At 64.8% G+C, this 20,693-nt stretch carries 24 protein-coding genes; 8 read left to right on the top strand and 16 right to left on the bottom strand.

What is annotated here, in order from left to right:
• Window position 1: 1 nt before the first annotated feature.
• The 3 genes from CAG31_RS25550 to CAG31_RS25540 form a co-directional block, all read right to left on the bottom strand.
• Entirely contained in the window at window positions 2-1,318 is a 1,317-nt protein-coding gene (locus CAG31_RS25550) for a nitrate/nitrite transporter (RefSeq protein ID WP_085586442.1), read from the bottom strand.
• A gap of 82 nt (window positions 1,319-1,400) precedes the next feature.
• A complete protein-coding gene (gene aldA / locus CAG31_RS25545; RefSeq protein WP_085586506.1) occupies window positions 1,401-2,825 on the bottom strand; it encodes an aldehyde dehydrogenase in 1,425 nt (474 codons plus the stop codon).
• A 226-nt stretch (window positions 2,826-3,051) separates the two neighbouring features.
• The gene (locus CAG31_RS25540) at window positions 3,052-3,984 is read right to left on the bottom strand and encodes a LysR substrate-binding domain-containing protein (protein ID WP_085586440.1); all 933 of its coding nucleotides are present in this window, start codon (window positions 3,982-3,984) and stop codon (window positions 3,052-3,054) included.
• Between the two features lie 183 nt (window positions 3,985-4,167).
• Here CAG31_RS25540 and CAG31_RS25535 point away from each other — a divergent pair, with 183 nt between their 5' ends.
• Together CAG31_RS25535 and CAG31_RS25530 are read left to right on the top strand one after the other, a co-directional pair.
• A complete protein-coding gene (locus tag CAG31_RS25535) occupies window positions 4,168-5,346 on the top strand; it encodes a hypothetical protein (protein WP_085586438.1) in 1,179 nt (392 codons plus the stop codon).
• 164 nt (window positions 5,347-5,510) lie between these two features.
• Window positions 5,511-6,386, top strand: coding sequence for a LysR substrate-binding domain-containing protein (locus CAG31_RS25530; protein WP_085586436.1), 876 nt, complete (start codon window positions 5,511-5,513; stop codon window positions 6,384-6,386).
• A gap of 358 nt (window positions 6,387-6,744) precedes the next feature.
• Here CAG31_RS25530 and CAG31_RS25525 read toward each other — a convergent pair whose 3' ends face one another.
• From CAG31_RS25525 to CAG31_RS25505, 5 genes are all read right to left on the bottom strand, one after another.
• On the bottom strand, window positions 6,745-8,109 hold the full coding sequence (locus CAG31_RS25525) for an MFS transporter (RefSeq protein ID WP_085586434.1): 1,365 nt from the start codon (window positions 8,107-8,109) through the stop codon (window positions 6,745-6,747).
• Between the two features lie 230 nt (window positions 8,110-8,339).
• Window positions 8,340-9,773 (bottom strand): NAD-dependent succinate-semialdehyde dehydrogenase, encoded by a 1,434-nt coding sequence (locus CAG31_RS25520; RefSeq protein ID WP_085586432.1) that lies wholly within the window; start codon window positions 9,771-9,773, stop codon window positions 8,340-8,342.
• Window positions 9,770-10,804, bottom strand: a complete 1,035-nt coding sequence (locus tag CAG31_RS25515) for an aldo/keto reductase (protein WP_085586430.1) — start codon at window positions 10,802-10,804, stop codon at window positions 9,770-9,772. The genes CAG31_RS25520 and CAG31_RS25515 overlap by 4 nt, the downstream gene beginning before the upstream one ends.
• Before the next feature lie 10 nt (window positions 10,805-10,814).
• Complete coding sequence (fae, locus tag CAG31_RS25510; RefSeq protein WP_085586428.1) at window positions 10,815-11,327, bottom strand: formaldehyde-activating enzyme; 513 nt, start codon at window positions 11,325-11,327, stop codon at window positions 10,815-10,817.
• Between the two features lie 258 nt (window positions 11,328-11,585).
• On the bottom strand, window positions 11,586-12,791 hold the full coding sequence (locus CAG31_RS25505) for an NAD(P)/FAD-dependent oxidoreductase (RefSeq protein WP_085586426.1): 1,206 nt from the start codon (window positions 12,789-12,791) through the stop codon (window positions 11,586-11,588).
• A gap of 337 nt (window positions 12,792-13,128) precedes the next feature.
• Between CAG31_RS25505 and CAG31_RS25500 the strand changes: the two genes are divergently transcribed.
• Window positions 13,129-13,677, top strand: coding sequence for an Rrf2 family transcriptional regulator (locus CAG31_RS25500; protein WP_085586424.1), 549 nt, complete (start codon window positions 13,129-13,131; stop codon window positions 13,675-13,677).
• Between the two features lie 75 nt (window positions 13,678-13,752).
• Here CAG31_RS25500 and CAG31_RS25495 read toward each other — a convergent pair whose 3' ends face one another.
• The gene (locus CAG31_RS25495; protein ID WP_085586422.1) at window positions 13,753-14,088 is read right to left on the bottom strand and encodes a hypothetical protein; all 336 of its coding nucleotides are present in this window, start codon (window positions 14,086-14,088) and stop codon (window positions 13,753-13,755) included.
• A 199-nt stretch (window positions 14,089-14,287) separates the two neighbouring features.
• Here CAG31_RS25495 and CAG31_RS25490 point away from each other — a divergent pair, with 199 nt between their 5' ends.
• The gene (locus CAG31_RS25490; protein ID WP_085586420.1) at window positions 14,288-14,527 is read left to right on the top strand and encodes a hypothetical protein; all 240 of its coding nucleotides are present in this window, start codon (window positions 14,288-14,290) and stop codon (window positions 14,525-14,527) included.
• A 94-nt stretch (window positions 14,528-14,621) separates the two neighbouring features.
• Here the strand turns inward: CAG31_RS25490 and CAG31_RS25485 are convergent, their stop codons facing one another.
• Complete coding sequence (locus CAG31_RS25485; protein ID WP_085586418.1) at window positions 14,622-14,810, bottom strand: DUF2188 domain-containing protein; 189 nt, start codon at window positions 14,808-14,810, stop codon at window positions 14,622-14,624.
• Between the two features lie 209 nt (window positions 14,811-15,019).
• Here CAG31_RS25485 and CAG31_RS25480 point away from each other — a divergent pair, with 209 nt between their 5' ends.
• Entirely contained in the window at window positions 15,020-15,382 is a 363-nt protein-coding gene (locus CAG31_RS25480; protein WP_085586416.1) for an NUDIX hydrolase, read from the top strand.
• Between the two features lie 4 nt (window positions 15,383-15,386).
• Here the strand turns inward: CAG31_RS25480 and CAG31_RS25475 are convergent, their stop codons facing one another.
• Together CAG31_RS25475 and CAG31_RS25470 are read right to left on the bottom strand one after the other, a co-directional pair.
• The gene (locus CAG31_RS25475; protein ID WP_085586414.1) at window positions 15,387-15,629 is read right to left on the bottom strand and encodes a DUF1652 domain-containing protein; all 243 of its coding nucleotides are present in this window, start codon (window positions 15,627-15,629) and stop codon (window positions 15,387-15,389) included.
• Between the two features lie 111 nt (window positions 15,630-15,740).
• On the bottom strand, window positions 15,741-16,640 hold the full coding sequence (locus tag CAG31_RS25470; RefSeq protein WP_085586412.1) for a polysaccharide deacetylase family protein: 900 nt from the start codon (window positions 16,638-16,640) through the stop codon (window positions 15,741-15,743).
• 223 nt (window positions 16,641-16,863) lie between these two features.
• Between CAG31_RS25470 and CAG31_RS25465 the strand changes: the two genes are divergently transcribed.
• Together CAG31_RS25465 and CAG31_RS25460 are read left to right on the top strand one after the other, a co-directional pair.
• Window positions 16,864-17,544: an SOS response-associated peptidase gene (locus tag CAG31_RS25465; protein WP_085586410.1), complete on the top strand. Its 681-nt coding sequence runs from the start codon at window positions 16,864-16,866 to the stop codon at window positions 17,542-17,544.
• 265 nt (window positions 17,545-17,809) lie between these two features.
• Window positions 17,810-18,082, top strand: coding sequence for a hypothetical protein (locus CAG31_RS25460; protein WP_085586504.1), 273 nt, complete (start codon window positions 17,810-17,812; stop codon window positions 18,080-18,082).
• Between the two features lie 47 nt (window positions 18,083-18,129).
• On the opposite strand, the gene CAG31_RS28520 is transcribed toward CAG31_RS25460, so the two are convergent.
• The 3 genes from CAG31_RS28520 to CAG31_RS25450 are packed head-to-tail and all read right to left on the bottom strand — an operon-like array spanning window position 18,130 to window position 19,349.
• Window positions 18,130-18,282 carry a hypothetical protein gene (locus tag CAG31_RS28520; protein ID WP_170930063.1) on the bottom strand — a complete coding sequence of 51 codons (153 nt, stop codon included), beginning with the start codon at window positions 18,280-18,282 and terminating at the stop codon, window positions 18,130-18,132.
• Between the two features lie 57 nt (window positions 18,283-18,339).
• Complete coding sequence (locus CAG31_RS25455; protein WP_170930293.1) at window positions 18,340-18,651, bottom strand: AzlD domain-containing protein; 312 nt, start codon at window positions 18,649-18,651, stop codon at window positions 18,340-18,342.
• On the bottom strand, window positions 18,651-19,349 hold the full coding sequence (locus CAG31_RS25450; RefSeq protein WP_085586406.1) for an AzlC family ABC transporter permease: 699 nt from the start codon (window positions 19,347-19,349) through the stop codon (window positions 18,651-18,653). The genes CAG31_RS25455 and CAG31_RS25450 overlap by 1 nt, the downstream gene beginning before the upstream one ends.
• A 348-nt stretch (window positions 19,350-19,697) precedes the next feature.
• On the opposite strand from CAG31_RS25450, the gene CAG31_RS25445 reads away from it, so the two are divergent.
• Complete coding sequence (locus tag CAG31_RS25445) at window positions 19,698-20,084, top strand: DUF2784 domain-containing protein (RefSeq protein ID WP_085586404.1); 387 nt, start codon at window positions 19,698-19,700, stop codon at window positions 20,082-20,084.
• On the opposite strand, the gene CAG31_RS25440 is transcribed toward CAG31_RS25445, so the two are convergent.
• Entirely contained in the window at window positions 20,081-20,608 is a 528-nt protein-coding gene (locus CAG31_RS25440) for a DUF3087 domain-containing protein (RefSeq protein ID WP_085586402.1), read from the bottom strand. The two genes, CAG31_RS25445 and CAG31_RS25440, sit on opposite strands and share 4 nt — an antisense overlap.
• Between the last annotated feature and the right edge of the window lie 85 nt (window positions 20,609-20,693).

The raw sequence follows: 20,693 nt of genomic DNA, 5'->3' as shown, positions 1-20,693 counted from the left end.
CTCAGGCACCTGCCTTGTTCAAGGATTTGCGATTGATCCGGGCCCGCAGGGCCAGCGCGGCGCAGGTGCCGATCAGGCCGACGCCGGCGATGTAGCCGAAGTAGAGCTTGTAGCCGAGCGCACCCGGGTACTGTTCGGTGAGGTAGCCGTTGATCAGCGGAATGAAGGCGTCGGGCATGTAGCCCACCACCGAGACGATGCCGATGGCCAGGCCGGTGATGCGCAGCGGGATGTCGCAGTTGTCGAGGATCGCCCAGTACAGGCCACGGATCGCGTAGGTCATCAGGCCGATGAAGATCACCGTGCCGATCAGCAGGCCCATGCTGTTGAGCGCCGGGAACACGATCAGTCCGACCATCGCCAACGAGGCCAGCAGCAGCGCCACGGTCAGCACCGAGACGTTGGAGAACTTGTCGCCCAGCCAGCCGCCGCCGATGCCGCCCACCGGGCGCATCCACAGCTTGATGGTGGTGATGGTGCCGGCCATCACGGCGGTCATGCCGCCCCCTTGCAGGTAGTCCGAGAAACTGTAGGTGGCCCAGAAGATGTGATAGCCGCAGAACACGATGGCGGTGACCAGCCACAGTTCGGGGATCTTCACCAGCGTGGCCAGGTCGGCCAGCAGGTTGAACTTGCCCTTCTCCACCGCCGGCGTGTCCTCCATCGACTTCGGATCCTTGATCAGCACCAGCACACAGCCGATGGCGATGCAGGTGAAGGCATAGAGGTAGACCACATGGCGGAAGCCTTCGGCGGTGGACTCGCCGCGGGTTTCGGTGGCGTAGGCGAACAGGCCCAGGGCCACCGTCGCCAGCAGCGCCTCGACCAGTCCGCGGCCGCCGTCGAGGATGCCGAAGAAACGGCCCTGCTCGGAGTGATGGGCGATCATCTTGACCCGTTTGAGCACCGAGGCCCAGAAGGTCAGGCCGGTGGTCAGGCCCCAGCAGCCAAAGATGATCATCAGGCCGGTCATCGACGGCGCCGTGGAGTACCACAGCCCCAGCGCGCCGGTGGCGACCAGCGAAAAGAAGATCAGGAAACGCGGTGCGATGCGGTCGGCCAGCCAACCGCTGGGCAGGTAGCTGAGCAGGAAAATCGTGCCGAGCATCGAGTACAGGTAGCCCAGTTCGCTGTGGCTGATCTGGAACACTTCGAGCATGGTGGTCTGGTAGACCTGGCGCAGGTACAGGATCGGGTAGATCGCACCGGCGGCCAGCACCAGCAGCATCAGTTGGACATAGCGACTTCCCTTGTCGCTGCGGCTTTGCGAAACCGCAGTGGAGCCCTGGACAGCAGCGGAGGATGCAGGCTTGGACATGGATGAGACCTCGGGCGACCCGGTGTCCGGGCGCCCCTGATAATTGTTTTTATAGGTGTAGCGTGAGGCGTGTCGCGGCGGATCAGTACTTCATGACCACCAGGCGGGTCTGGGTGAATTCGAGCATCCCGTGCTTGCCGTCGTCGCCGCCCAGGCCCGAGCGTTTCCAGCCGGCGTGGTAGCCCTGGTAGGGGTCGGCCGGGGTGCGGTTGACGTACAGCTCGCCGGCCTCGATGGCGTTGGCGACCTTCTGGGCGGTGCGGTAGCTCTCGGTGTAGAGCACCGATGACAGGCCGAACTGATGGTCGTTGGCCAAGGCCAGGGCCTCATCGATGTCGCGGTACTTGAGCACCGGCAGCACCGGGCCGAAGATCTCTTCCTGGACGATTTCCATGTCCTGGCGGCAGCCGCTGAGCAGGGTCGGCGGGTAGAAATGCCCAGGCCCCTCCGGCAGCACGCCGCCGCTTTCGAGCACGGCGCCGTCGGCGACGGCGCGCTCGACCATGGCGTGGATGTTCTTCTGCGAACTGGCGTTGGCCAGCGGCCCCATCAGGCTGGCGTCGGTGGCGCGGTCGCCGAACTTCACCGCAGCGATTTTCGCCTTGAGCAGCGCCAGGAAGCGGTCGTGCACGCTCTCCTGCACGTAGACCCGCTCCACCGCCGTGCACAGCTGGCCGCAGTGGGTGGTCTTGGAACCGATGATCGCGGCGGCGGCGGCCTCAAGGTCGGCGTCGGCCTCGATGATCGCCGGGGTCTTGCCGCCCAGTTCCAGCGACGGCTTGGCGATGTTGGCCTTGCAGTAGTCGAGCACGGTGCGCCCGGCGTTGACGCTGCCGGTCAGGGTGATCAGGCCTACGGCCTTGTGGGTGCACACCACGGCGGCGGTGGCGTGGTCCATGGTCAGGATGTTGATGACGCCGGCGGGCATGCCCGACTGTTGCACGGCCCGGGCGATTTCGAACGCCGAGGTCGGGGTGTTGTTGCTCGGGCGCACCACCACGGTGTTGCCGGCGATCAGCGCCGGGGCGACCTTGCGCAGCAAGGTGTAGACCGGGTAGTTGAACGGGATCAGGCAGGCGACCACGCCGATGGGTTCGCGGTGCAGGAACAGGTTTTCGTCCGGGCTGTCGCTGGGAATGATCTCGCCTTCGATGCGCCGCGCCCATTCGGCGTGGTAGCGGGTGATCTGCGCGGCGTAGCGGGCTTCATTGCTCGCGTCGGCCAGGCTCTTGCCGGACTCGGCGGCCAGTGCGGCGCCGATGGATTCGGCGCAATCCTCCAGGGCGGCGGCGAAGGACCGCAGGTGTTCGGCGCGCTCGATGGCGGTGAGTTTGCCCCAGGTTTTCTGCGCGGCGGCGGCGGCCTCCACGGCGGCGGCGGCCTCTGCGGCGGTGGCGGCCGAGACCTGGCCGATCAGCGCTTCGGTGGCCGGATTGTGAACCGCGATCAGCGCGGCGCTGGCCGGTTCGGTGAAGTGGCCGTTGACAAAATTTCGCTCGACTCGCATGTGCATCGCCCATCGTTTGTTTTTATCGATGGCGCCAGTCTTGCCCCGTTGCCGGCGGTGGACAAACGACTTATCGGGCGGACAAACATGCAAAAAACGAACGTTACCCGGTCTGGAGCGCACCGGGCACCTTGGGCTGCGACCGGCAGGGTTGCCCTGCGGTGCCCGGGCGGGCGCCTTCGCCAGCAGGCTGGCTCCCACAGGTTTTTTGTGGGAGCCAGATTGTTCAGATGGCAGCGGTGGAAGGCTCCAGCTGCCGCTGCGCCAGCCAGATCTCTTCTTGCAGCCATTGGCTGAACATCTGCAACTGCGGCGTGTGCGTCTGCTCCGGGCGGGTCACCAGCCAATAGGACTGATGCCCCTCCACGTGCACGTTGAGCACCTGGGTCAACTGCCCGCTGGCCAGTTCCGCCGCGACCATGTGCCAGTCGGCGATGGTGATGCCCAGGCCGTCGGTGGCCGCGCGGATCGCCAGGTCCAGCAGGTCGAACTCATAGCCGCCCTGGGTATCGACGCCGCTGATGCGCGCCGCGTCGAGCCAGTGCTTCCAGGTCAGGTAGCGCTGGTCCTCTTTGGCCAGCACGTGCAGCAGGGTCAGGCGATTGAGGTCGATGCCCTGTTCCCCGCCCTCGCGGGCATACAGCGAGGGCGCGCACACGGCGATGTGCCGCTCCTGGATCAGCAACGAGCTGTCGAGCCCGTCCCACTCGCCGTTGCCGAAGCGGATCGCGCAATCCAGCGTGTTGGTTTCCGCCAGGCTGTCCTGCAGACGGGTGGTGATGCTCAACTCCAGCTCAGGGTGCCGCTCGCGCAGGCGGCCCAGGCGCGGCATCAGCCAGCGGCGGGTGAAGGTCGGCGGCGCGTTGATGTGCAGGCGGTTGGAATGGGTCTTCTGCTGGATGCTGCGCACCGTCAGCTCGATCTTGTCGAACGACTGGTGCAGCGCCCGCAGCAGGATCCGCCCGGCCCCGGTCAGTTCCAGGTGATGGTGGCGGCGCTCCAGCAAGCTTTCGCCCAGCTGTTCCTCAAGCTGCCGCACTTGGCGGCTGACGGCGCTCTGGGTGACGTTGAGCAGTTCGGCGGCACGGGTGAAGCTGCCGGTGCTGCCGGCCACCTCGAACGCCTTGAGTGCGTTCAGGCCGGGCATTTTGCGTTTCATGGAAGGCACTCGAAACCACGGACAAGGCGCAAAGCTTCCCACGGATTCAAATGATTGTCCTACAGGATTTTCCGACTAACATGCGTTCGGCGAAGGTTTCCCCGCCGTTTTTATCGTTTGTTCTACCCCTGGCGGATCGCAAGACTGCGCGGCACTCCAATAAAAACAATCGAGAGCCGCTTTATGCCCTTCCCTGCTTCCTCGCGCCTGAACACGACGTCCCTCCTTCTGCTCTGCTGCGTCGCCGCCCCGGCGATGGCGGTGCAGGTCACCGACAACCTCGACCTGGGCGGCGCCGTCCGCGCCCGCTGGGACGTGGACCCGGACCGCGACATCCAGACCTTCGGCCTGGACACGGTGTTCCTCAGCGCCAAATACAACTCCGACACCTGGATCGGCGAGGCCCAGTACCGCTTCTACGGCCGCTCCTACCCCTACCGCTACACCAAGGACTACGGCGACATCCGGTTCGCCAAGTTCGCCTGGGCCGGCTACAAGTTCAATCCCGACCAGCAGGTGCAGGTGGGCCTGAACACCGTGCCGTTCGGCCTGCAGCCGTACTTCGGCAGCACCTTCTACGAGACCCTGGGCAACGTCATCGGCCTGGAGGACGTGCAGCAGGTCGGCGCCAAGTACATTCAGCAGTCCGGCGACTGGAACGTCCAGGCCGGCTACTACCTGCGCCCGGCGTGGCAAGGCAAAGGCACCAGCAAGGGCGTCACCTATTCCAGCGTGGTCTCCGGCGCCGACAGCTACGTGGCCGACGGCAGCGACAACCAGGAACGCAACACCGTGGTGCTGCGCGTGGCCCGGGCGTTCGACCTGGGCCCATGGACATCCGAAGTCGGCCTCTCCGGCCTGACCTCGACCCTGGAGAACAAAGACACCGACCACGATGGCCGGCGCAACGCCGTGGCCGTGCACTACCTGGGCAAGAACGGCCCCTGGGGCGTGCAGCTTCAAGCGGCGCGCCAGCAGATGTCGCCGCGCAACGCCGGCACCGACGAACTGGTGACCCTGGGCGGCTACGACGGCACCTACAACGTCGCCAGCCGCGGCAACCTGTACGTCGCCGACCTGAGCTACGACGTGGCCGGCAAGTACCTGTTCGATCAGGTCAGCGGCATCAAGCTCTACGCCAACTACAGTGCCTTCGACAAATCCGCCGACGCCTTCAAGACCTCCCAGCGGGTGATCCTCGGCAGCTCATTCTCGGTGAGCAAACTGTGGGTGGCGGCGGAATGGCTGATCGGCAAGAACGACCCGTACATCGGCGGCAGCAGCTACACCCAGAGCCTTGGGGCGGGCGGGTCGGACCAGTGGGAAAACCAGCTGTACGTGAACGTCGGCTACTACTTCTGATCGAGGATCTGCGGCACCTTCAAGCATGCCATCGCGGGCCGGCTCCGGGCGGCGGTCCGACGATGGCGTGCGCCCAAACAACGCTTGCCTGCGCCAGGCATCGATAGTCAGATAGGCACCCCCTCAAAACAAAAACAAACCGTCCGGTCCGGAGTCCCGCCTCCATGCGCCAACTGCCCTCCCTCAATACCTTGCGCGTATTCGAAGAAGTCGCCCGCCACCGCAGTTTCAGCCAGGCTGCACAGGGGCTGAACGTCACCCAGGGCGCGGTCAGCCGCCAGATCAAGCAGCTGGAAGATTACCTGGGCGTCGCCCTGTTCGTGCGCACCCCGCAAGGGCTGACGCTGACCGAAGCCGGCAGCAACCTGTCCCCGCACTTGGCCGAAGCGTTCGATCACATCGAGCGCGCCCTGCAAGCCGTGCGCGTGCCCAACCTGCGCCAGCGCCTGCGGGTGCTCGCGCCGCCGACCTGGGCCACCCGCTGGCTGTCGCCGCACCTGCGTGCGTTCTGTCAGCGTTACCCGGACATCAACCTCAGCGTCACCAACCACGCCAGCCACGAGAGCCTGGCGGAGATCGATTGCCATATCCGTTTCGGGCTCGCGGCGGCCAGCCATTGCGCGAGCCGCTTGCTGGTGATGGAACGGCACATCGCGGTGGCCAGTCCGGAGCTGTTCGACTCAGGCCAAGCGCCGGAACTGCGCAGTGCGCCGCTGCTGCACATCCTGCACGACGGCAAGCGCCTGAAGGTCTGGGAGAACTGGCTGGCGGCCATGGGCCGGGACGACATCGACGCCGGGCAAGGGATCGAGTTCAGCACCCTGGACCAGGTGATCCACACCGCACTGGCCGGCGGCGGGCTGGCGGTGATCGACCGGCAGATGATCGAAAAGGAACTGGCCAACGGCAGCCTGCTGCCCATCACCCCGGTCGAAGTGACCGGCCCTTACGGCTACTGGCTGGACGTGGCGAACGACAAGCAAGGCCTGTCGAAGGTGAAGCTGTTCACCGATTGGCTGGAAAGGGTCAGCAATCCCTGATCGGCGGCCTGTGCACTGCGGCCGGCACGGACATCCCTGTTGCCTGCCCCACCGCTATCGCCGGCAGGCTGGCTCCCACAGGCATCTGCGGTGATGACAGATTCTGTGCCCACCACAAGACCCTGTGAGAGCTGGCTTGCCAACGATGAGGCCAGCACTGCCAACATCCCTGTTGCCTGACCCACCGCTATCGCTGGCAAGCCAGCTCCCACAGATATCCCGGGTGTCCCCAAGATTCATGCACACCACCAAAACCTGTGGGAGCTGGCTTGCCAGCGATGAGGCCAGCACTGCCGACATCCCTGCTGTCTGACCCACCGCTATCGCCAGCAGGCTGGCTCCCACAAGGGCCAGCAGCCTAGACCGGGGCAACCGCCTTGGCGCCGGCCGGCAGTGTGCCTTCCACCGGGCTCTGGGCCTTGCACGCCTGGCTCAGCGTCAGCGACTTGGTCTCTGGCGCCCAGGCCCAGGACAGCAGCGCGCCGATGGCCAGGATCGCCGCCAGGATGCCCATGGTCGGGCTCAGGCCGATGCCCGCCACGCTCACCGGCAGCAGGAAGGTGCTGACGGCCGAGCCGAGTCGGCTGACCGCCGTCGCCAGACCGATGCCGCTGGCGCGCACCTCCGTCGGGAAGCTCTCCGCCGGGAACACACCGACCAGGTTGCTCACCGCCGACAGCACCAGGGTGAACAGCCCGAACACCAGCACCATCAGCCAGGCCGCGCTGCCCGGCAGCACCGCCAGCAGGAACAGCGCCACCGCCAGAATGACGAATGAGTTGATCAGGAACCCGCGCCGGGTGAACTTGATCGTGCACCAGATGCCGATCAGCGCGCCGAGGATCAGCAGCAGGTTGAGCATCAGCTCCGTGCCGAAGCCTTCGGCCAGGCCCATCTTCTGCAGGATCGACGGCAGGAAGGTGTAAATGGCGAAGTACGGCATGACGATGCAGACGAAGAACAGGCAGTTGAACGCCGTGCGCTTGCGGTACTCGCGGCTGAACAGCACCGCGTAGCCCGAACGCTGTTCCGTGGAACGGGTTTCGTCCAGCTCGACGTTGTCGCCCAGGTAGCGTTTCACAATAGCCCGGGCTTCGGCCACACGGCCCTGGTTGACCAGCCAGCGCGGCGATTCCGGCGTGCCGATCCGCGCGATGAGGATCAACGCCGCCGGGATCGCCGACGAGGCCAGCATCCAGCGCCAGGCGTCGTCGCCCAGGCTGAGCATGGCGGTGCCGACGAAGGTCGCGGCCACATAGCCGAAAGTCCAGATCACGCTGAACGAACCGAGCAGCACGCCCCGGTGCCGCTTCGGCGCGAACTCGGCGAGCATCGCGTGGCCGACGCTGAAATCGCCGCCCAAACCGATGCCGATCAGCACCCGGCACAGGAACAGGCCCATGGCGGTCTCGACATAGAACTGCATCACCGACGCCAGGGTGATCAGCACGAAGCTGACCAGGAAGATCTTCTGCCGGCCGACCTTGTCCGAGATCCAGCCGAAGAACAGGCTGCCGAGAAACAGCCCGATCAGCGCCGAGGAACCGATCAGCCCCTGCCAGAACGCATCCAGGTGCATCTGCGGGCTGAGCAAGGTGAAGGCGATGCCGATCAGGCCGAGGATGTAGCCGTCGGTGAAGTGCGCGCCGAAGGTCAGGCCGGCGATCTTGAGATGAAAGCGCCCGATGGGCAGGTCATCGATCTTTACGGGTTGAGCGGACATGTTCGTCTCCAATTGTTGTTATTGACGGAGAAACCGATTGCGCTTGCTTCATGATTCGCGGTGGAGGCGGTGTGTCAGTGAACTGGGCGTTGCCCGACACACCGTCTTCGCGGGCGAGCCTGCTCCCCCATGGTTTGGCAGCGACCACAGACCCTGTGGGAGCGGGCTGGCCTGCGAAGGCGTCAGCCCAGGCACCGCAGGCATTCGCCCCCGCAGACGGACCGAGCGGGCTAGAGCCCGCCCATCAGCAGGTACTTGATCTCCAGGTAGTCCTCCAGACCGTACTTCGAGCCCTCGCGCCCCAGGCCCGATTCCTTGATGCCGCCGAACGGCGCGACCTCCGTGGAGATGATCCCTTCGTTGATCCCGACCATCCCCGCCTCCAGGCCTTCGGCCATGCGCCAGACCCGGCCGATGTCGCGGCTGTAGAAGTACGCCGACAGACCGAACGGCGTGTCGTTGGCCGCCGCCAGCACCTGGGCCTCATCCTTGAAGCGGAAGCAGGCGGCCACCGGGCCGAAGGTTTCGTCCTGAGCGATGAGCATGTCGCCCGTGGCGTCGATGAGGATGGTCGGCTCGTAGAACGTGCCGCCGAGGGCATGCCGGCGACCGCCGCACAACAGCGTGGCGCCCTTGTCCAGCGCATCGCTGACGTGGGCCTCGACCTTGGCCAGGGCAGCGGCGTTGATCAGCGGGCCCTGTTCGGTGTCGCCCTCCAGCGCAGGGCCGACCCGCATGGCGGCGACCGCCTCGGCGAGCTTGCCGGTGAAGGCTTCGAAGACGCCGTCCTGAATGAAGAAGCGGTTCACGCAGACGCAGGTCTGCCCGGTATTGCGGAACTTGGAAGCCATGGCGCCTTTGACGGCCGCGTCGAGGTCGGCGTCGTCGAACACAATGAACGGCGCGTTGCCGCCCAGTTCCAGCGAGACCTTCTTCAAGGTGTCGGCGGCCTGGCGCATCAGCAGCTTGCCGGTGCGGGTGGAGCCGGTGAACGACAGCTTGCGCACCACAGCGGACGCCTGCAGCGCGCCGCCGATGGCCACCGCATCGCCGGAGACGATGTTGAACACCCCGGCCGGAATCCCCGCCTGCTCGGCCAGCACCGCCAGGGCGAAGGCCGACAGCGGGGTCTCCTCCGACGGCTTGAGAATCATCGTGCAGCCGGCCGCCAGCGCCGGGCCGACCTTGCGGGTGACCATCGCCAACGGGAAGTTCCATGGGGTGATCGCAGCGACCACGCCGATGGCCTCCTTGGTCACGATGATGCGGGCGTCGGCCTTGTGGCTCGGGATCACATCGCCGTAAGCGCGCTTGGCCTCTTCGCCGAACCACTCCAGGAAACTCGCGGCGTAGACCACCTCGCCCTTGGCTTCGGCCAACGGCTTGCCCTGCTCGCGGCTGAGCAAGGTCGCCAGTTCCTGCTGGTGGGCGAGCATCAGTTCGCTCCAGCGCTTGAGACGCTGGCTGCGCTCCTTGGCGGTGAACGCGCGCCAGGCCGGCAACGCGCGGTCGGCGGCTTCGATGGCCAGGCGGGTTTCTTCGGCGCCGGCCTTTTGCACCTCGGCGATCACCTCACCGTTGGCCGGGTTGAGCACCGGGTACGTCGCCCCGCCCTGCCCCCACTGGCCGTCGATAAAATTGCCGTGACGGATCAGCCCGCTCATGCCACCGCCTCCTGCAAGGTGAAGCGCTCATGGCCCGGACGCGGCGTGCGCAGGATGCGCTTGCCGGCGGTGTAGTCGTTGATCACGTCGCACGGGGTGTAATTGCGTTCCAACTCATGCAGCTCTTCGGCGTCGAGCCGGGTGTCCAGCGCCGCCAAGGCGCTGTCGAACTGCGCCGTGGTGTCGGCGCCGACCAGCATGCAATCCACACCCGGGTGGTGGGCGACCCAGGCCTGGGCGATCTGCGCGTTCGACACGCCGCGGGCACGGGCCACGCGCTGCACCGAACGGGCGATCTCGAACGAGGCCTCGTCGCTGTACATCTGTTGGGTGAAGAAGTCGGTCTGGTTGCGGGTCGACTGTACGTCGCCGGTCAAAAGGCCCCGGGCCAGCGGGCTGAACACCGACACGCCGATGCCCTGGTCGCGGCAGAACGGGATCATCTCGCGCTCTTCCTCGCGGTAGGCGCAGTTCAGCTGCAGCTGCATGTTGATCGGCTTGACCCAGCCGTTGCGCGCGCAGGCCATGAGGAGTTTGGCCAACTGGCCGGTGAGCATGGTGGACACGCCGATGTAGCGCGCCTTGCCCGAACGCACGATGTCGTTCAGCGCGCCCATGGTCTCTTCGACCGGGGTGTTGACGTCGAAGTAATGCAGCATGAACACGTCGACGTAATCCATGTCCAGGCGCTTCAGCGAAGCGTCGATGCTGTCCATGATGTGCTTGCGCGAATGGCCGCTGGCATTGAGGCCGGTGCGGGTGCCGTAGCCGACCTTGGTGGTGATCACCAGATCCTCGCGCCGGGCCAGGCGCTTGACGATGCGCCCCACCACTTCCTCGCCGACGCCGGCGGAATAGAAGTCCGCCAGGTCAATGAAGTTCACGCCGTTGGCCAGGGCGTGGGCCACGATCGGCTCGCTCTGCTTTTCATTGAAGATCCACGGTTTCCAGTCCGGGGTGCCCATGTTCATGGTGCCCAGGCACAGGCGGGAGACTTGCAGGCCGGAGTTGCCCAAACGGATGTATTGCATGGCGCGGACCTCAGGCTTTGGGGGTGTAGAAAGGGTTGCCGATGTGGTTGACCACATCCTTGAGCTGCGCGGTTTCCGGCTTACCGGTCAGGGCGGCGCGGATCGCGGTGCGGCAGGCGTTGTAGTTGTTCAGGTACACCGCATCGAGGTCGTCGCAGGCCGGGTTGACCCAGTTGGCAGTGACGATCGCCCACTCGTCCTCGGCTTCCGGCGGCAGCGTGCCGTCGAGCAGCGCTTCGAGCACGGCCTTGGCGATCCCGGCCTGGGACGCGCCCCAGGTGGCGTTGCCGTGCAGGTCGCCGACGATGGCGGCCTTGTTCACGTAGAGGGTCATCGGCTTGACCGGGATGTTCGGCTGGGCGATCACCATGAACGGGCAATGGCCCTGGCTCGGCGAGGCCAGGCTGTTGGCGAACGCCTGCCCCGCCGGACCGTTGCGCGGGCCGATCAGGATGTTGATGTGCGCGGCGTTCACGCCCGGGCCTTCGAAACCTTCACCGATGTAGAGGTCGAGTTCTTTCATCTGTCATTACTCTGGGTGGCGCGGAGGGATCAACAACGGACGCAGGGAGACGTGGCGGGGCAATCGGGACATGGCTGCAAACGCTCTCTGGTTGTTATTGATGAGCTGTGTTTGCGATTTTTTAGCATCGGGTGCCGAGCGGGCCGTAACCATTAAAAATCATGGGGCAATGACTTTTGGTCATAGCCTGGGCGCGGGCAAAAAAAATCCCGCCCTTGCACTCAGTCAAGGGCGGGATCCTGTGGCTTTACGGGGTGATCAGGCGACCACGGGGATCATCGGATCCGCCGCCGCCAGCGCAACGGTGCGGTCAGCCGCCGGCGGGTAGATCCACTGGGTGTTGATCTGGGTCTTGAGCGACTTGCCCTCTTCCTTCTCCAGCTTCACCTGGCGATCCCAGCCTTCGGTGTACACCGCGCCCCACGCGCCCAGGTCCAGGCAGGTGACGTACTTGGGCTGGCTGTACGGCGTCGGCTCGACCCCGAGGATCTGCGCGGCCACGTTGTTGCCCGCATGCCGGCCCAGCGAAATGGCGTGTTGGCAGGTCATCAGGGCGAAGTTGCCGATGTCGTCGGTGGCGGCGTAGGCCACATCGCCGGTGGCGAAGATGTCGTCCTGGCCGATCACTTTCAGGTGCGCATCGACGTGCAGGCGTCCCTGACGGTCGCGCTCGGCGGGAATCTGCTCGGTCAGGGAACTGGCGCGTACGCCGGTGGTCCAGACCACGGTGTTCGCCTCGATGCGCTGACCGTCGGACAGGGTCACGCCGTTTTCATCGACCGACAGCACCGACACACCCAGTCGCCATTCGACGCCCAGCTCTTCACTCGCCTCGGCGATCTTCACGCTGATGGCCTCGCCCATGGACACGCCGATCTTCTGGCCGCGATCCACGACGATCACCCGGATGTCCGCTTGCTCGCCCAGCACTTCGCGAAGGCGTGCCGGCATTTCGGTCGCCGTCTCGATCCCGGTGAAGCCGCCGCCGGCCACCACCACGGTGTTGCGCGCCGGGCTCTGAGGGCGGTCGGCCAGGGCCTTGAGATGGTTCTCCAGGCGGATCGCCGATTCGATCTGGTCGACATCGAACGCATGCTGCGCCACGCCCGGGGTGTCCGGCAGGGCCAGGCCGCTGCCCGAGGCCAGCACCAGCTTGTCGTAGTGGAAGACCTGCCCGGCGCCGGCGGCGTCGGTGTAGCCCACGGTCTTGGCCTGCACGTCGATGCTGTGCGCCGCGCCCTTGATGAAGTGAACGCCGACCGCTTCGAACAGTTCGCCGAGCGGCGCGGCCAGTTGATGGGCGTTCGGTTCGTAGAAACGCGGACGCACGCGCAGCTCGGCCTGCGGCGCAAGGACGGTCACGTCGATGTTGTCCCGGTTGTGGATGTCCACCAGGCGCGTGGCGCTCAACGCGCTCCACATGCCACCGAAACCTGCGCCGATCACCAGAATGTGCTGTTTCATCGTTGTCTCCCGGCACGTGGCCAAGTCATGGAAAAAGGTTGGGCGGGATTGCCCGCCGGGGTGCCGACCTACGCGTTGAGGATTCAGGCGCAGCGGGCATCCCTGTCGACAACGGCGACTCTATTGGTCGCCTTTAGAATCGACAAGTCAGATTTTACGATCATTGAAATCGAAAATTTCGATAGCTATTCGTAGAAAACGGCCTGGCAACGACGCTGCATTTCTAGGGAATAGGCCGAAAAGCCCTACTCCAGAACCAGAAAACCCTGGCGTCCCCACATTTGCCGCCCCCTCCAAGGCCTGATAACATCGGCGACAACTGAAGTCGGAGATAGCTATGTCGCTTTACAGTGCGGGGGTCGAATACGGCATCCACTGCCTGATCTTTCTGGTGGGCAACGGCGGCGACAGCCGCGAAGCGAGCGTGCGCGACCTGGCGGACCTGCAAGGCGTGCCGCTGGACTACCTGGCCAAGATCTTCACCAAACTGGCCAAGGGCAAACTGGTGACCGCCACCGGCGGCGTGCGCGGCGGCTTCACGCTGGCGCGGCCGGCGGACGAGATCACCCTGCTCGACATCGTCAACGCCATCGACGGGCGCAAGAACATTTTCGAATGCCGCGACATCCGCGGCCGCTGCGCCTTGTTCGAGGGTTCGCCGCCGGACTGGGCGGTGGAAGGCACCTGCTCGATCCACGCGGCGATGCTGACCGCGCAAAAGCGCATGGAAGAAGCGCTCGCCCAGCAGACCATCCTCGACATCGCCAGGAGGGTCGGCCGCAAGGCACCGCCGCAGTTCGGCAGCCAAGTGGAAGACTGGATGCAGGAGCGGCGCGACAAAAAGGCCGGCGGCGCTTCGATCCCCCTCATCGACCTTTCCGACTGATCCCTCGGCGCACAGGCAAAAAAAAGCGGAAACCGTCACCCGGTTTCCGCTTTTTTCACACAGGTTGGATCGCCCTCAGAGGCAATCGCGCACGGCCTTGCGCAACGACCCGGACTTGGCCCACGGCGGCCCCTGGTACAGGGACACCCGGCTGCCGTCCTTGTACTTGACGATGTCCAGGATCTCGTCCGCCGTGACGATGCTCGGCGCGGTGATGCGGTAGCCGTTGGAGATGGCGGTCTGGGTGGTCTTGGGGATGTCCTGCTGCCACAGCGGCAGCACGCAGGCGGCGTAATCCTTGGGGGCCTTCGCGCTGGTCTTGTTGACATTCGGTTCGCCCGGCACCAACGAGGCCGGCAACGAACAACCGGCCAACGCCGCCAACAGCATGCCCCCGATCAACATCCGCATGGTGAATCCTTCATCGTCAAAAAACGCGAATGTACCCTGTAACTGTGCGGACATCCATCGTGGCGCACTGCCTTCAGCGACCCGCCGCCACGGCGCCGAAGCCTGATCGGCATCCGTTCAGCCCGCCGACAGGCGACCCTTGCCCCGCCTCCCGAAAATGCGGCTACTCTTCTGTACCGAGAATGTTCCGGAGGTGATCATGCGGCTCAACGAATACGAACACGAACTACAGCGCGACCTTCAGAGTGTCGCGTCGGATCTCAGGTGGTCGGCGGTCGACCTCAAGCGCATCGCCGAGCAATTGCGCAAGTCCGGCAACGAAGCGGACGCCCAGGCGGTGCTCAGATCCTGCGAAGTGCTGCAAAGCGACGAGGAACGCCTGCAACTCTACGCCAAGGAGGTGAAAGCCCGCGCCATCAGCCGGGTCAAGGTGCACTGAGCCCCGCCGCCCAACCATTCACCCAATCAGACACCCAACAAAAAGCCCCGGACATCCGGGGCTTTTGCGTCTTGGCCCTGAGAGCCTCAGACCCTCAGCCCGACCGGCGGGCGCGGGTGCGGCTCCTGTAGCCCGGCAGCGCGGCGGCATACGCCAGCGCCTCTTCCCGGCTGGCGAACGACGCCAGCCGGTCGCCCTCGGTGCAGACCCGCCAAGGGCCGTTGTTGACGCTGAGCACGTCATAACCGTTCATGTGCATCTTGTTCAACATCGCAATGCTCATAGGCACCTCCTGTCCGCTCGCGATGAAACAGTTTCACGCTTGCACCTTACACCCCCACCGCGGCACTGTGCCGACCGGACGTCGCACCGGCCCACGTCAACTCTGCGGCACTTTTGTGACCTGTCGGCCCTCAGAACCTCTAAGCCCTTGCGCGGCGCGGATATTGCAGATTCGTGACAGTTTTATGACAAACGGCAATCGGGTAACAAATGAAAATACGTGCAACCGTGATCTGCGAACAGGACCGGCACATTCTCCTGGTGCGCAAGGCCCATTGCCGCTGGACGCTGCCGGGCGGCAAGGTCGAGCCCGGCGAGACGCGGGCGCAGGCCGCCGTGCGGGAACTGTTGGAGGAAACCGGCCTGATCGCCGAGGACATGCTGTGCCTGATGGAACTGCAGAGCGGCAGCACCCGCCACCACGTCTATGAGGCGTCTGCGCTGGATCCGGCCCTGGCCAGGCCGCAGAACGAGATTGTCGATTGCCTGTGGCAGCCGCTGGACGAGGTGCACGCCCTGAACGTCAGCGAGGCGACCTTGCGCATTGTCCGCGCCTTCCGGCGCCGGCTCTGAGCGCTCAGCCGGCGAACGCCCGGCGGCCGGCGCTCATTTCGGTGCGCAATTCACCGATGAAATTGGAAATGTCACGAATGGTGACCAGATGCTCCGGCGAAACGCCGTTGAGCAGCAGATCGACGCGCCCGCTTTCAGGCTCGTACACCTTGATCTGCAACAGACCCTGGGCATTTTCGGTGCAGTCGCAGTACAAGGGCCGGAACCCGGACTCCACGATGCGGCAAATATCGGCGATGGCAAGCATGGGCGCAGCCTCACAGGCGTCTGATCCTTCGACCGGTTGAGCATAGATGAGCCCTGTGCACTTTGCTGCGTCAGCAAATGCCAACCGTTTCACATCCCTGGCATACGCCCGTCAATGGGCGTTGCGGTCCCAGATCCAGTTCCAGATCCCCGGCAGGCGCACCGGATCCGAACTCTGACGGACGGTGCGGGCCAGCGCCGCTTTCTCCAGTGCCGCATGATCGTCGTAGAACGGCTTGTCCGCCAGCCGCACACCGGTGGCGGCGGCGCTGTCGAGCAGGATCTGCAGGTACTCGCGGGCATGGCGCGCGGTGTAGCGGTTCAGGTCATGGAACGTCACCACCACCGGTATCACCCCGTCGACCGTCGGCAATTCGCCGAGGGCGATCCGCTCGCGGACTTCCGACAACTGCCGCAGCATGTTCGCCCGGCGCCTGGGGCTGGCGTTGAAGCCCCAGATCTTGCCGTCGTTGGCGCTGAGGTCCGTCAGCAGCACGCTCAGGCCGTGCCGCCGATAGGCGGCGAACGTGCGCTTGTCGTAGTTCCAGAACGGCGGACGCAGCAGCACCGGCGGCGCTCCGGTGATGGCGGCGATGTCCGCCGTGCCGTTGGTCAGCGCCTCTTCGAGCTCCGCAGGCTCCAGCGAACGGTGGTTGGTGTGCCAAGGGGTCGCGGTGTGGAAGCCCAGCACATGCCCTTCGGCGTGCTCCCGGCGCATGAGGCTGCGGCCGATGTCGCTGTTGCCGGCCCGCGGGGCGCGGGTCTGGACGAAGAACACTGCCTTCAGATCCGGCTGCACCGGGTTGGTCTTGAGGCTGTCGAGCACGGTGGCGGTCGGGTTCCAGAAACTGGAGGCGCTGGGGCCGTCATCGAAGGTCAGCAGAAAACGCACCGGCGCCTGGGCCTTGAGCCGGGTCTCGGTCTGCGGGGTCATCTCGATGGGTGCGGCGATGCACCCGGCCAGCCCGAGGGCGACGGCCACTACGCTGAACAGCCTGAACCAATGCTTCATGTCTTGCCTTGCACCCGACCGTGACGGTCATGTTGTCGATTGGCAAAACTCCCTCGCCGCCGTCGCCTCCCTGCGCCCCGCCAGAGCGGGCCGGAGTTGGATCGAGGCCGTCGTCTTTGGTTCCGGCGCCCGTTCGAGGCCCCTGCGCCTCTGTTCCTCTGGCTGCATTTATACGCGCAACTAAGCTCAAGGCTGTAGATATCGTTTGCCGGAGGTTCGGCGGATGTGCGGACGACTGTCGCAGTACCGGGGCATCCACGATTTCGTGGCGGTCCTGAGCATTCCCGATGCGCTGATCAATCACGTCGGCGACGCGCCGCTGGCCCGCTACAACGCCGCGCCCACCACCTCGCTGGCCATCCTCCATCAGCACGAACATCGCCTGCACGCCGACAACCTGCGCTGGGGCTGGCGCCCGCACTGGGCCAAGGACCGCGCGGCGCCGATCAACGCGCGGGTGGAAAAAGTCGCCCACGGCCCGTTCTTCCGGGCAATCTGGCGACACCGGCTGATCGTGCCCGTGGACAACTGGTTCGAATGGGTGGACGGCCCCGACAAAAGCCGACAGCCCTGGCTGATCCGTCGTGCCGACCATGGCGCGATTTTCTGCGCGGCCATCGGTCAGTTTCCGACACCCGGCACGCCGCCAAAGGAAGACGACGGCTTTGTCATCATCACCGCCGACAGCGAAGGCGGCCTGCTCGACATACATGACCGGCGCCCGCTGGTGCTGCCCGCCGAGCGGGTGAACGAATGGCTGGATCCCGCCACGCCCGCCGAACGGGCTGAGCAGATGCTGCTGTTCGACACCGAACCGGCTTCCGTCTTCCAATGGCACAAGGTCGATAAGGCCGTCGGTAACGCCCGCAATCAGGGTGCACAATTGATTCAGCCGACGGATTAAATAAACCCCGGGGCGGAACGTCATTCAGAGGAGAGATTCGCGTGCTGTCCCCCTGCGTTACAGGGGGTGTATCAACCGCGAGACAACACCGTGAATCAATCGTTCGAGCGAACTAACCGCCTGTCTGACATTTCAATCGTCATACATACATTTAGATGCACTACGGATAGCATGCGCGCCGCATTTCCAATTGGCACTTTAGTTGACCGAAGAGTCAACAGACCAGGAATCCCCGACAAACTCAACATCCTTGCAGAGAACCAAGTTGCGCGACGATTTTGCAATCAAACAGGCCCGCGGCCTGGAGTGTATTCACCTGTCCATGACAGAGCGCTTTCAACTCGACTGTTTTATCGGCCACTACATAAAGACCCGAAACCTGCGTGACGTACCCGATATCGACCGCATCCTGCGCACCACGCTCGAAAGCTATCCCTGCCACCCGCCGGTGATGGTCAACGAGCTCAACGCCTGGATCGACAAGACGTTGGGCTATCGGGCTTCCCACCCCGATTTCACACAGCTGGACGATCTCTGAACCCACGAAAAAGCCCCGCGCATGCGGGGCTTTTTCGTTTCAGCCGTTCAGGGTTTCAAAGGACGTTCCTGATCGCGGTCGGACAACTCACGGCTGTCGTCATGTTTCCAGGTCTGTTCTTTGTGCTTTTCCCGTTCGATCTCTTCTTCGCTCGGTTCATCGTCATCGATGGGTGCCGGAGGTCTTTGCTCGTTCGCCATGTTCGCCTCGCTTTCGCCAATCATCCTTAAAGCGTAGAACACTTTGTGACGTGCAACTTACAGCCACCAGCGCAACAAAAAGAAGAACGCCATGCTCAACAGCATGCTCAGCAACGTATTGCGCGTATAGATCACCAGCCCCACCGCCACCAGCGAACTGAGCAGGTAGGGGTTGTCCCAGTGCAGGTTCAGTTGCTTGTCCGGCATGAACACGATCGGCCCGCAGATGGCGGTCAGCATGCCCGGCACCGCGAACCCGAGAAACTGCCGTGCGTTGCTGCTCAGGCGCACCGGCAAGCGTGGCTCCAGGAACACGTAGCGGTTGAGGAACACCAACAGGCCCATGCCGAAGATCACTGCCCAGACCATCACGTGCGCTCCCGATACAGTTTATTGCAGACAAACCCCGCCGCCATCCCGGCCAGCCCCGACAGAACCAACGCCGAGCCCCACTGCCAGTAACTGAACAGCACCGAGCAGAACAGCGACACCGCCACGCAGACCACGGTCGGCACATCGCGCACCACCGGGGTGATCAGCGCGATGAAGGTCGCGGCGATGGAGAAGTCCAGGCCCAGGTGCTCCAGCCCCGGAATGCTGCTGCCCAGCACGATCCCGGCGAGGGTGAAGAGGTTCCAGGCGACGTAGAACGTCAGACCCACGCCCAGGGCGTACCAACGGTTGAACTGCTGGCGGTCGTGCTGGCTGGTGAGGGCGAACAGCTCGTCGGTGAGCAGAAAGCCCAGGCCCAGGCGCCAGCGGCCGGGCAGCGGCGAAATCACCGAACGCATGCTCATGCCGTACAGCAGGTGCTGAGAGGTCAGCAGCGCCGTGGTCAGCAGAATGGAAAACAGCCCGGCACCGCCCTTGAGCATGCCGATGGCCACCAACTGGGCGGCGCCGGCGAACACGATGGTCGACAGCCCCTGCCCTTGCAGCGGGGTGAGGTTGGCCTCGATCGCCATGGAGCCGGCCAGCAGGCCCCACGGCGCGGTCGCCAGGGATAACGGCATGATCGCCGCCGCACCGCGAAGGAACGCACGGCGCGGCATGAGTGAGTCAGACATAACGCTCTTCAACCGGGAAACAGGGCCGCCGACTCTGCCATTGAACGCCCGTTCGTGGCTTGAACAATCTTGCGCACTTGGGGCCGCCATCGCCAGCAGGCTGGCTCCCACAGGGGAATGTGTGTGCACCCCGGAACACTGTGGGAGCCAGCCTGCTGGCGATGACGTCAGTCCGGACACCACAGGCCCAAGGCCGTTTGCGGTGTACGCAACACTTGCGAACGACAGAGATCACTGTGGGAGCGGCGGTGCGACGATTCGACTTGCCCGCGATGACGGCGGCACAGACACCCTCCCTCCGTACTGGCGTACCATGAGCCCCATCCACCACCGCGTCAGGGAGACGACATGCTGTACCGAATCGCCGCCGACAGCCTCGTGCTGTTCCATCTGCTGTTCATTCTGTTCGTGCTGTTCGGCGGCCTGCTGGCGCTCAAGTGGCGGCCCGTGGCCTGGCTGCACCTGCCGGCGGCCACCTGGGGCGTGCTGGTGGAAGTGCTGCACCTGACCTGCCCGCTGACCTACTGGGAAAACCTGATGCGCCACGCCGCCGGCCAGACCGAATACGCCGGCGGCTTCATCGAGCATTACGTCTGGCCGATCATCTATCCGGCGGGCCTGACCCCGCAGATCCAACTGGCGCTGGGCAGCGTGGTGCTGGCGGTCAACCTGCTGGTGTACGGGCGCCTGATCCGCCGGTGGCAGCGGCGGCGCGCCGCACGCATTCCGTTCTAGCGGGCGGCGGGCTTCAACGCTTGCAGCCAGGCCGGGTCGAGGCGCGTCTGACCGGGGTCGATCCCCAACGCCTCCATCCGCGCCTGGTGCTGCTCGGCTTCACGCCGCAACTGCCCATGATCGCTGGAGTTGCCGTCCAGTTCATGCATCTGACCCAAACCCAGGTGATAGAAGCGCAGCACCTTCGTCGCCGTCGGATCATCCCGCTCCACCGCCGCCGTCACCTGATGCATCACATTGGTGACGCTCATCAGGCTGCGCTTGAGCCGCCAGCCGTACACCGCCGGCGCCATCCAGGCCTGATGCCAGAAACGAGCGCGCAGCAGCGCAGCGGTCAGCAGAAAACCGACCACCACCCCGCCGACGTTGAACCGCAGGTTGTCGCCGCCCGGCTCGCCGAACAGCGCGACCGCCGCCGTGGACAACGACATCGCCAGCACCAGGAACAGCGCCGCGATGGCCAGCGTGCTGCGCCGGGTCTGCCGGCGGTAGGTGACAGGATCGATCGGCTGGATTTCGAACATCGCGACAGGCTTCCAAGTCTTGGGTTAAAAAGAGGCTGACGCATTATCGCCAACGGGGCGGATTTAGCTATGCTGGAGCGCCCTT

This window comes from Pseudomonas sp. R25(2017), from assembly GCF_002112565.1.
GTDB lineage: Bacteria > Pseudomonadota > Gammaproteobacteria > Pseudomonadales > Pseudomonadaceae > Aquipseudomonas > Aquipseudomonas ekonensis.
Note: the sequence above shows the minus strand (reverse complement) of the source record. Positions and strands in the feature narration are given on the sequence as shown.

What these genes read in the sequence shown, in the direction of transcription:
- CAG31_RS25450 (WP_085586406.1), bottom strand. Translation starts at nt 19,349, where the DNA reads ATGTCTGACTCACTCATGCCGCGCCGTGCGTTCCTTCGCGGTGCGGCG.
- CAG31_RS25495 (WP_085586422.1), bottom strand. Translation starts at nt 14,088, where the DNA reads ATGCGGATGTTGATCGGGGGCATGCTGTTGGCGGCGTTGGCCGGTTGT.
- CAG31_RS25525 (WP_085586434.1), bottom strand. Translation starts at nt 8,109, where the DNA reads ATGTCCGCTCAACCCGTAAAGATCGATGACCTGCCCATCGGGCGCTTT.
- CAG31_RS28520 (WP_170930063.1), bottom strand. Translation starts at nt 18,282, where the DNA reads ATGGCGAACGAGCAAAGACCTCCGGCACCCATCGATGACGATGAACCG.
- CAG31_RS25515 (WP_085586430.1), bottom strand. Translation starts at nt 10,804, where the DNA reads ATGCAATACATCCGTTTGGGCAACTCCGGCCTGCAAGTCTCCCGCCTG.
- CAG31_RS25445 (WP_085586404.1), top strand. Translation starts at nt 19,698, where the DNA reads ATGCTGTACCGAATCGCCGCCGACAGCCTCGTGCTGTTCCATCTGCTG.
- CAG31_RS25505 (WP_085586426.1), bottom strand. Translation starts at nt 12,791, where the DNA reads ATGAAACAGCACATTCTGGTGATCGGCGCAGGTTTCGGTGGCATGTGG.
- CAG31_RS25455 (WP_170930293.1), bottom strand. Translation starts at nt 18,651, where the DNA reads ATGGTCTGGGCAGTGATCTTCGGCATGGGCCTGTTGGTGTTCCTCAAC.
- aldA (WP_085586506.1), bottom strand. Translation starts at nt 2,825, where the DNA reads ATGCGAGTCGAGCGAAATTTTGTCAACGGCCACTTCACCGAACCGGCC.
- CAG31_RS25520 (WP_085586432.1), bottom strand. Translation starts at nt 9,773, where the DNA reads ATGAGCGGGCTGATCCGTCACGGCAATTTTATCGACGGCCAGTGGGGG.
- CAG31_RS25490 (WP_085586420.1), top strand. Translation starts at nt 14,288, where the DNA reads ATGCGGCTCAACGAATACGAACACGAACTACAGCGCGACCTTCAGAGT.
- CAG31_RS25440 (WP_085586402.1), bottom strand. Translation starts at nt 20,608, where the DNA reads ATGTTCGAAATCCAGCCGATCGATCCTGTCACCTACCGCCGGCAGACC.
- CAG31_RS25535 (WP_085586438.1), top strand. Translation starts at nt 4,168, where the DNA reads ATGCCCTTCCCTGCTTCCTCGCGCCTGAACACGACGTCCCTCCTTCTG.
- CAG31_RS25465 (WP_085586410.1), top strand. Translation starts at nt 16,864, where the DNA reads ATGTGCGGACGACTGTCGCAGTACCGGGGCATCCACGATTTCGTGGCG.
- CAG31_RS25485 (WP_085586418.1), bottom strand. Translation starts at nt 14,810, where the DNA reads ATGAGCATTGCGATGTTGAACAAGATGCACATGAACGGTTATGACGTG.
- CAG31_RS25475 (WP_085586414.1), bottom strand. Translation starts at nt 15,629, where the DNA reads ATGCTTGCCATCGCCGATATTTGCCGCATCGTGGAGTCCGGGTTCCGG.
- fae (WP_085586428.1), bottom strand. Translation starts at nt 11,327, where the DNA reads ATGAAAGAACTCGACCTCTACATCGGTGAAGGTTTCGAAGGCCCGGGC.
- CAG31_RS25500 (WP_085586424.1), top strand. Translation starts at nt 13,129, where the DNA reads ATGTCGCTTTACAGTGCGGGGGTCGAATACGGCATCCACTGCCTGATC.
- CAG31_RS25480 (WP_085586416.1), top strand. Translation starts at nt 15,020, where the DNA reads ATGAAAATACGTGCAACCGTGATCTGCGAACAGGACCGGCACATTCTC.
- CAG31_RS25540 (WP_085586440.1), bottom strand. Translation starts at nt 3,984, where the DNA reads ATGAAACGCAAAATGCCCGGCCTGAACGCACTCAAGGCGTTCGAGGTG.
- CAG31_RS25550 (WP_085586442.1), bottom strand. Translation starts at nt 1,318, where the DNA reads ATGTCCAAGCCTGCATCCTCCGCTGCTGTCCAGGGCTCCACTGCGGTT.
- CAG31_RS25530 (WP_085586436.1), top strand. Translation starts at nt 5,511, where the DNA reads ATGCGCCAACTGCCCTCCCTCAATACCTTGCGCGTATTCGAAGAAGTC.
- CAG31_RS25470 (WP_085586412.1), bottom strand. Translation starts at nt 16,640, where the DNA reads ATGAAGCATTGGTTCAGGCTGTTCAGCGTAGTGGCCGTCGCCCTCGGG.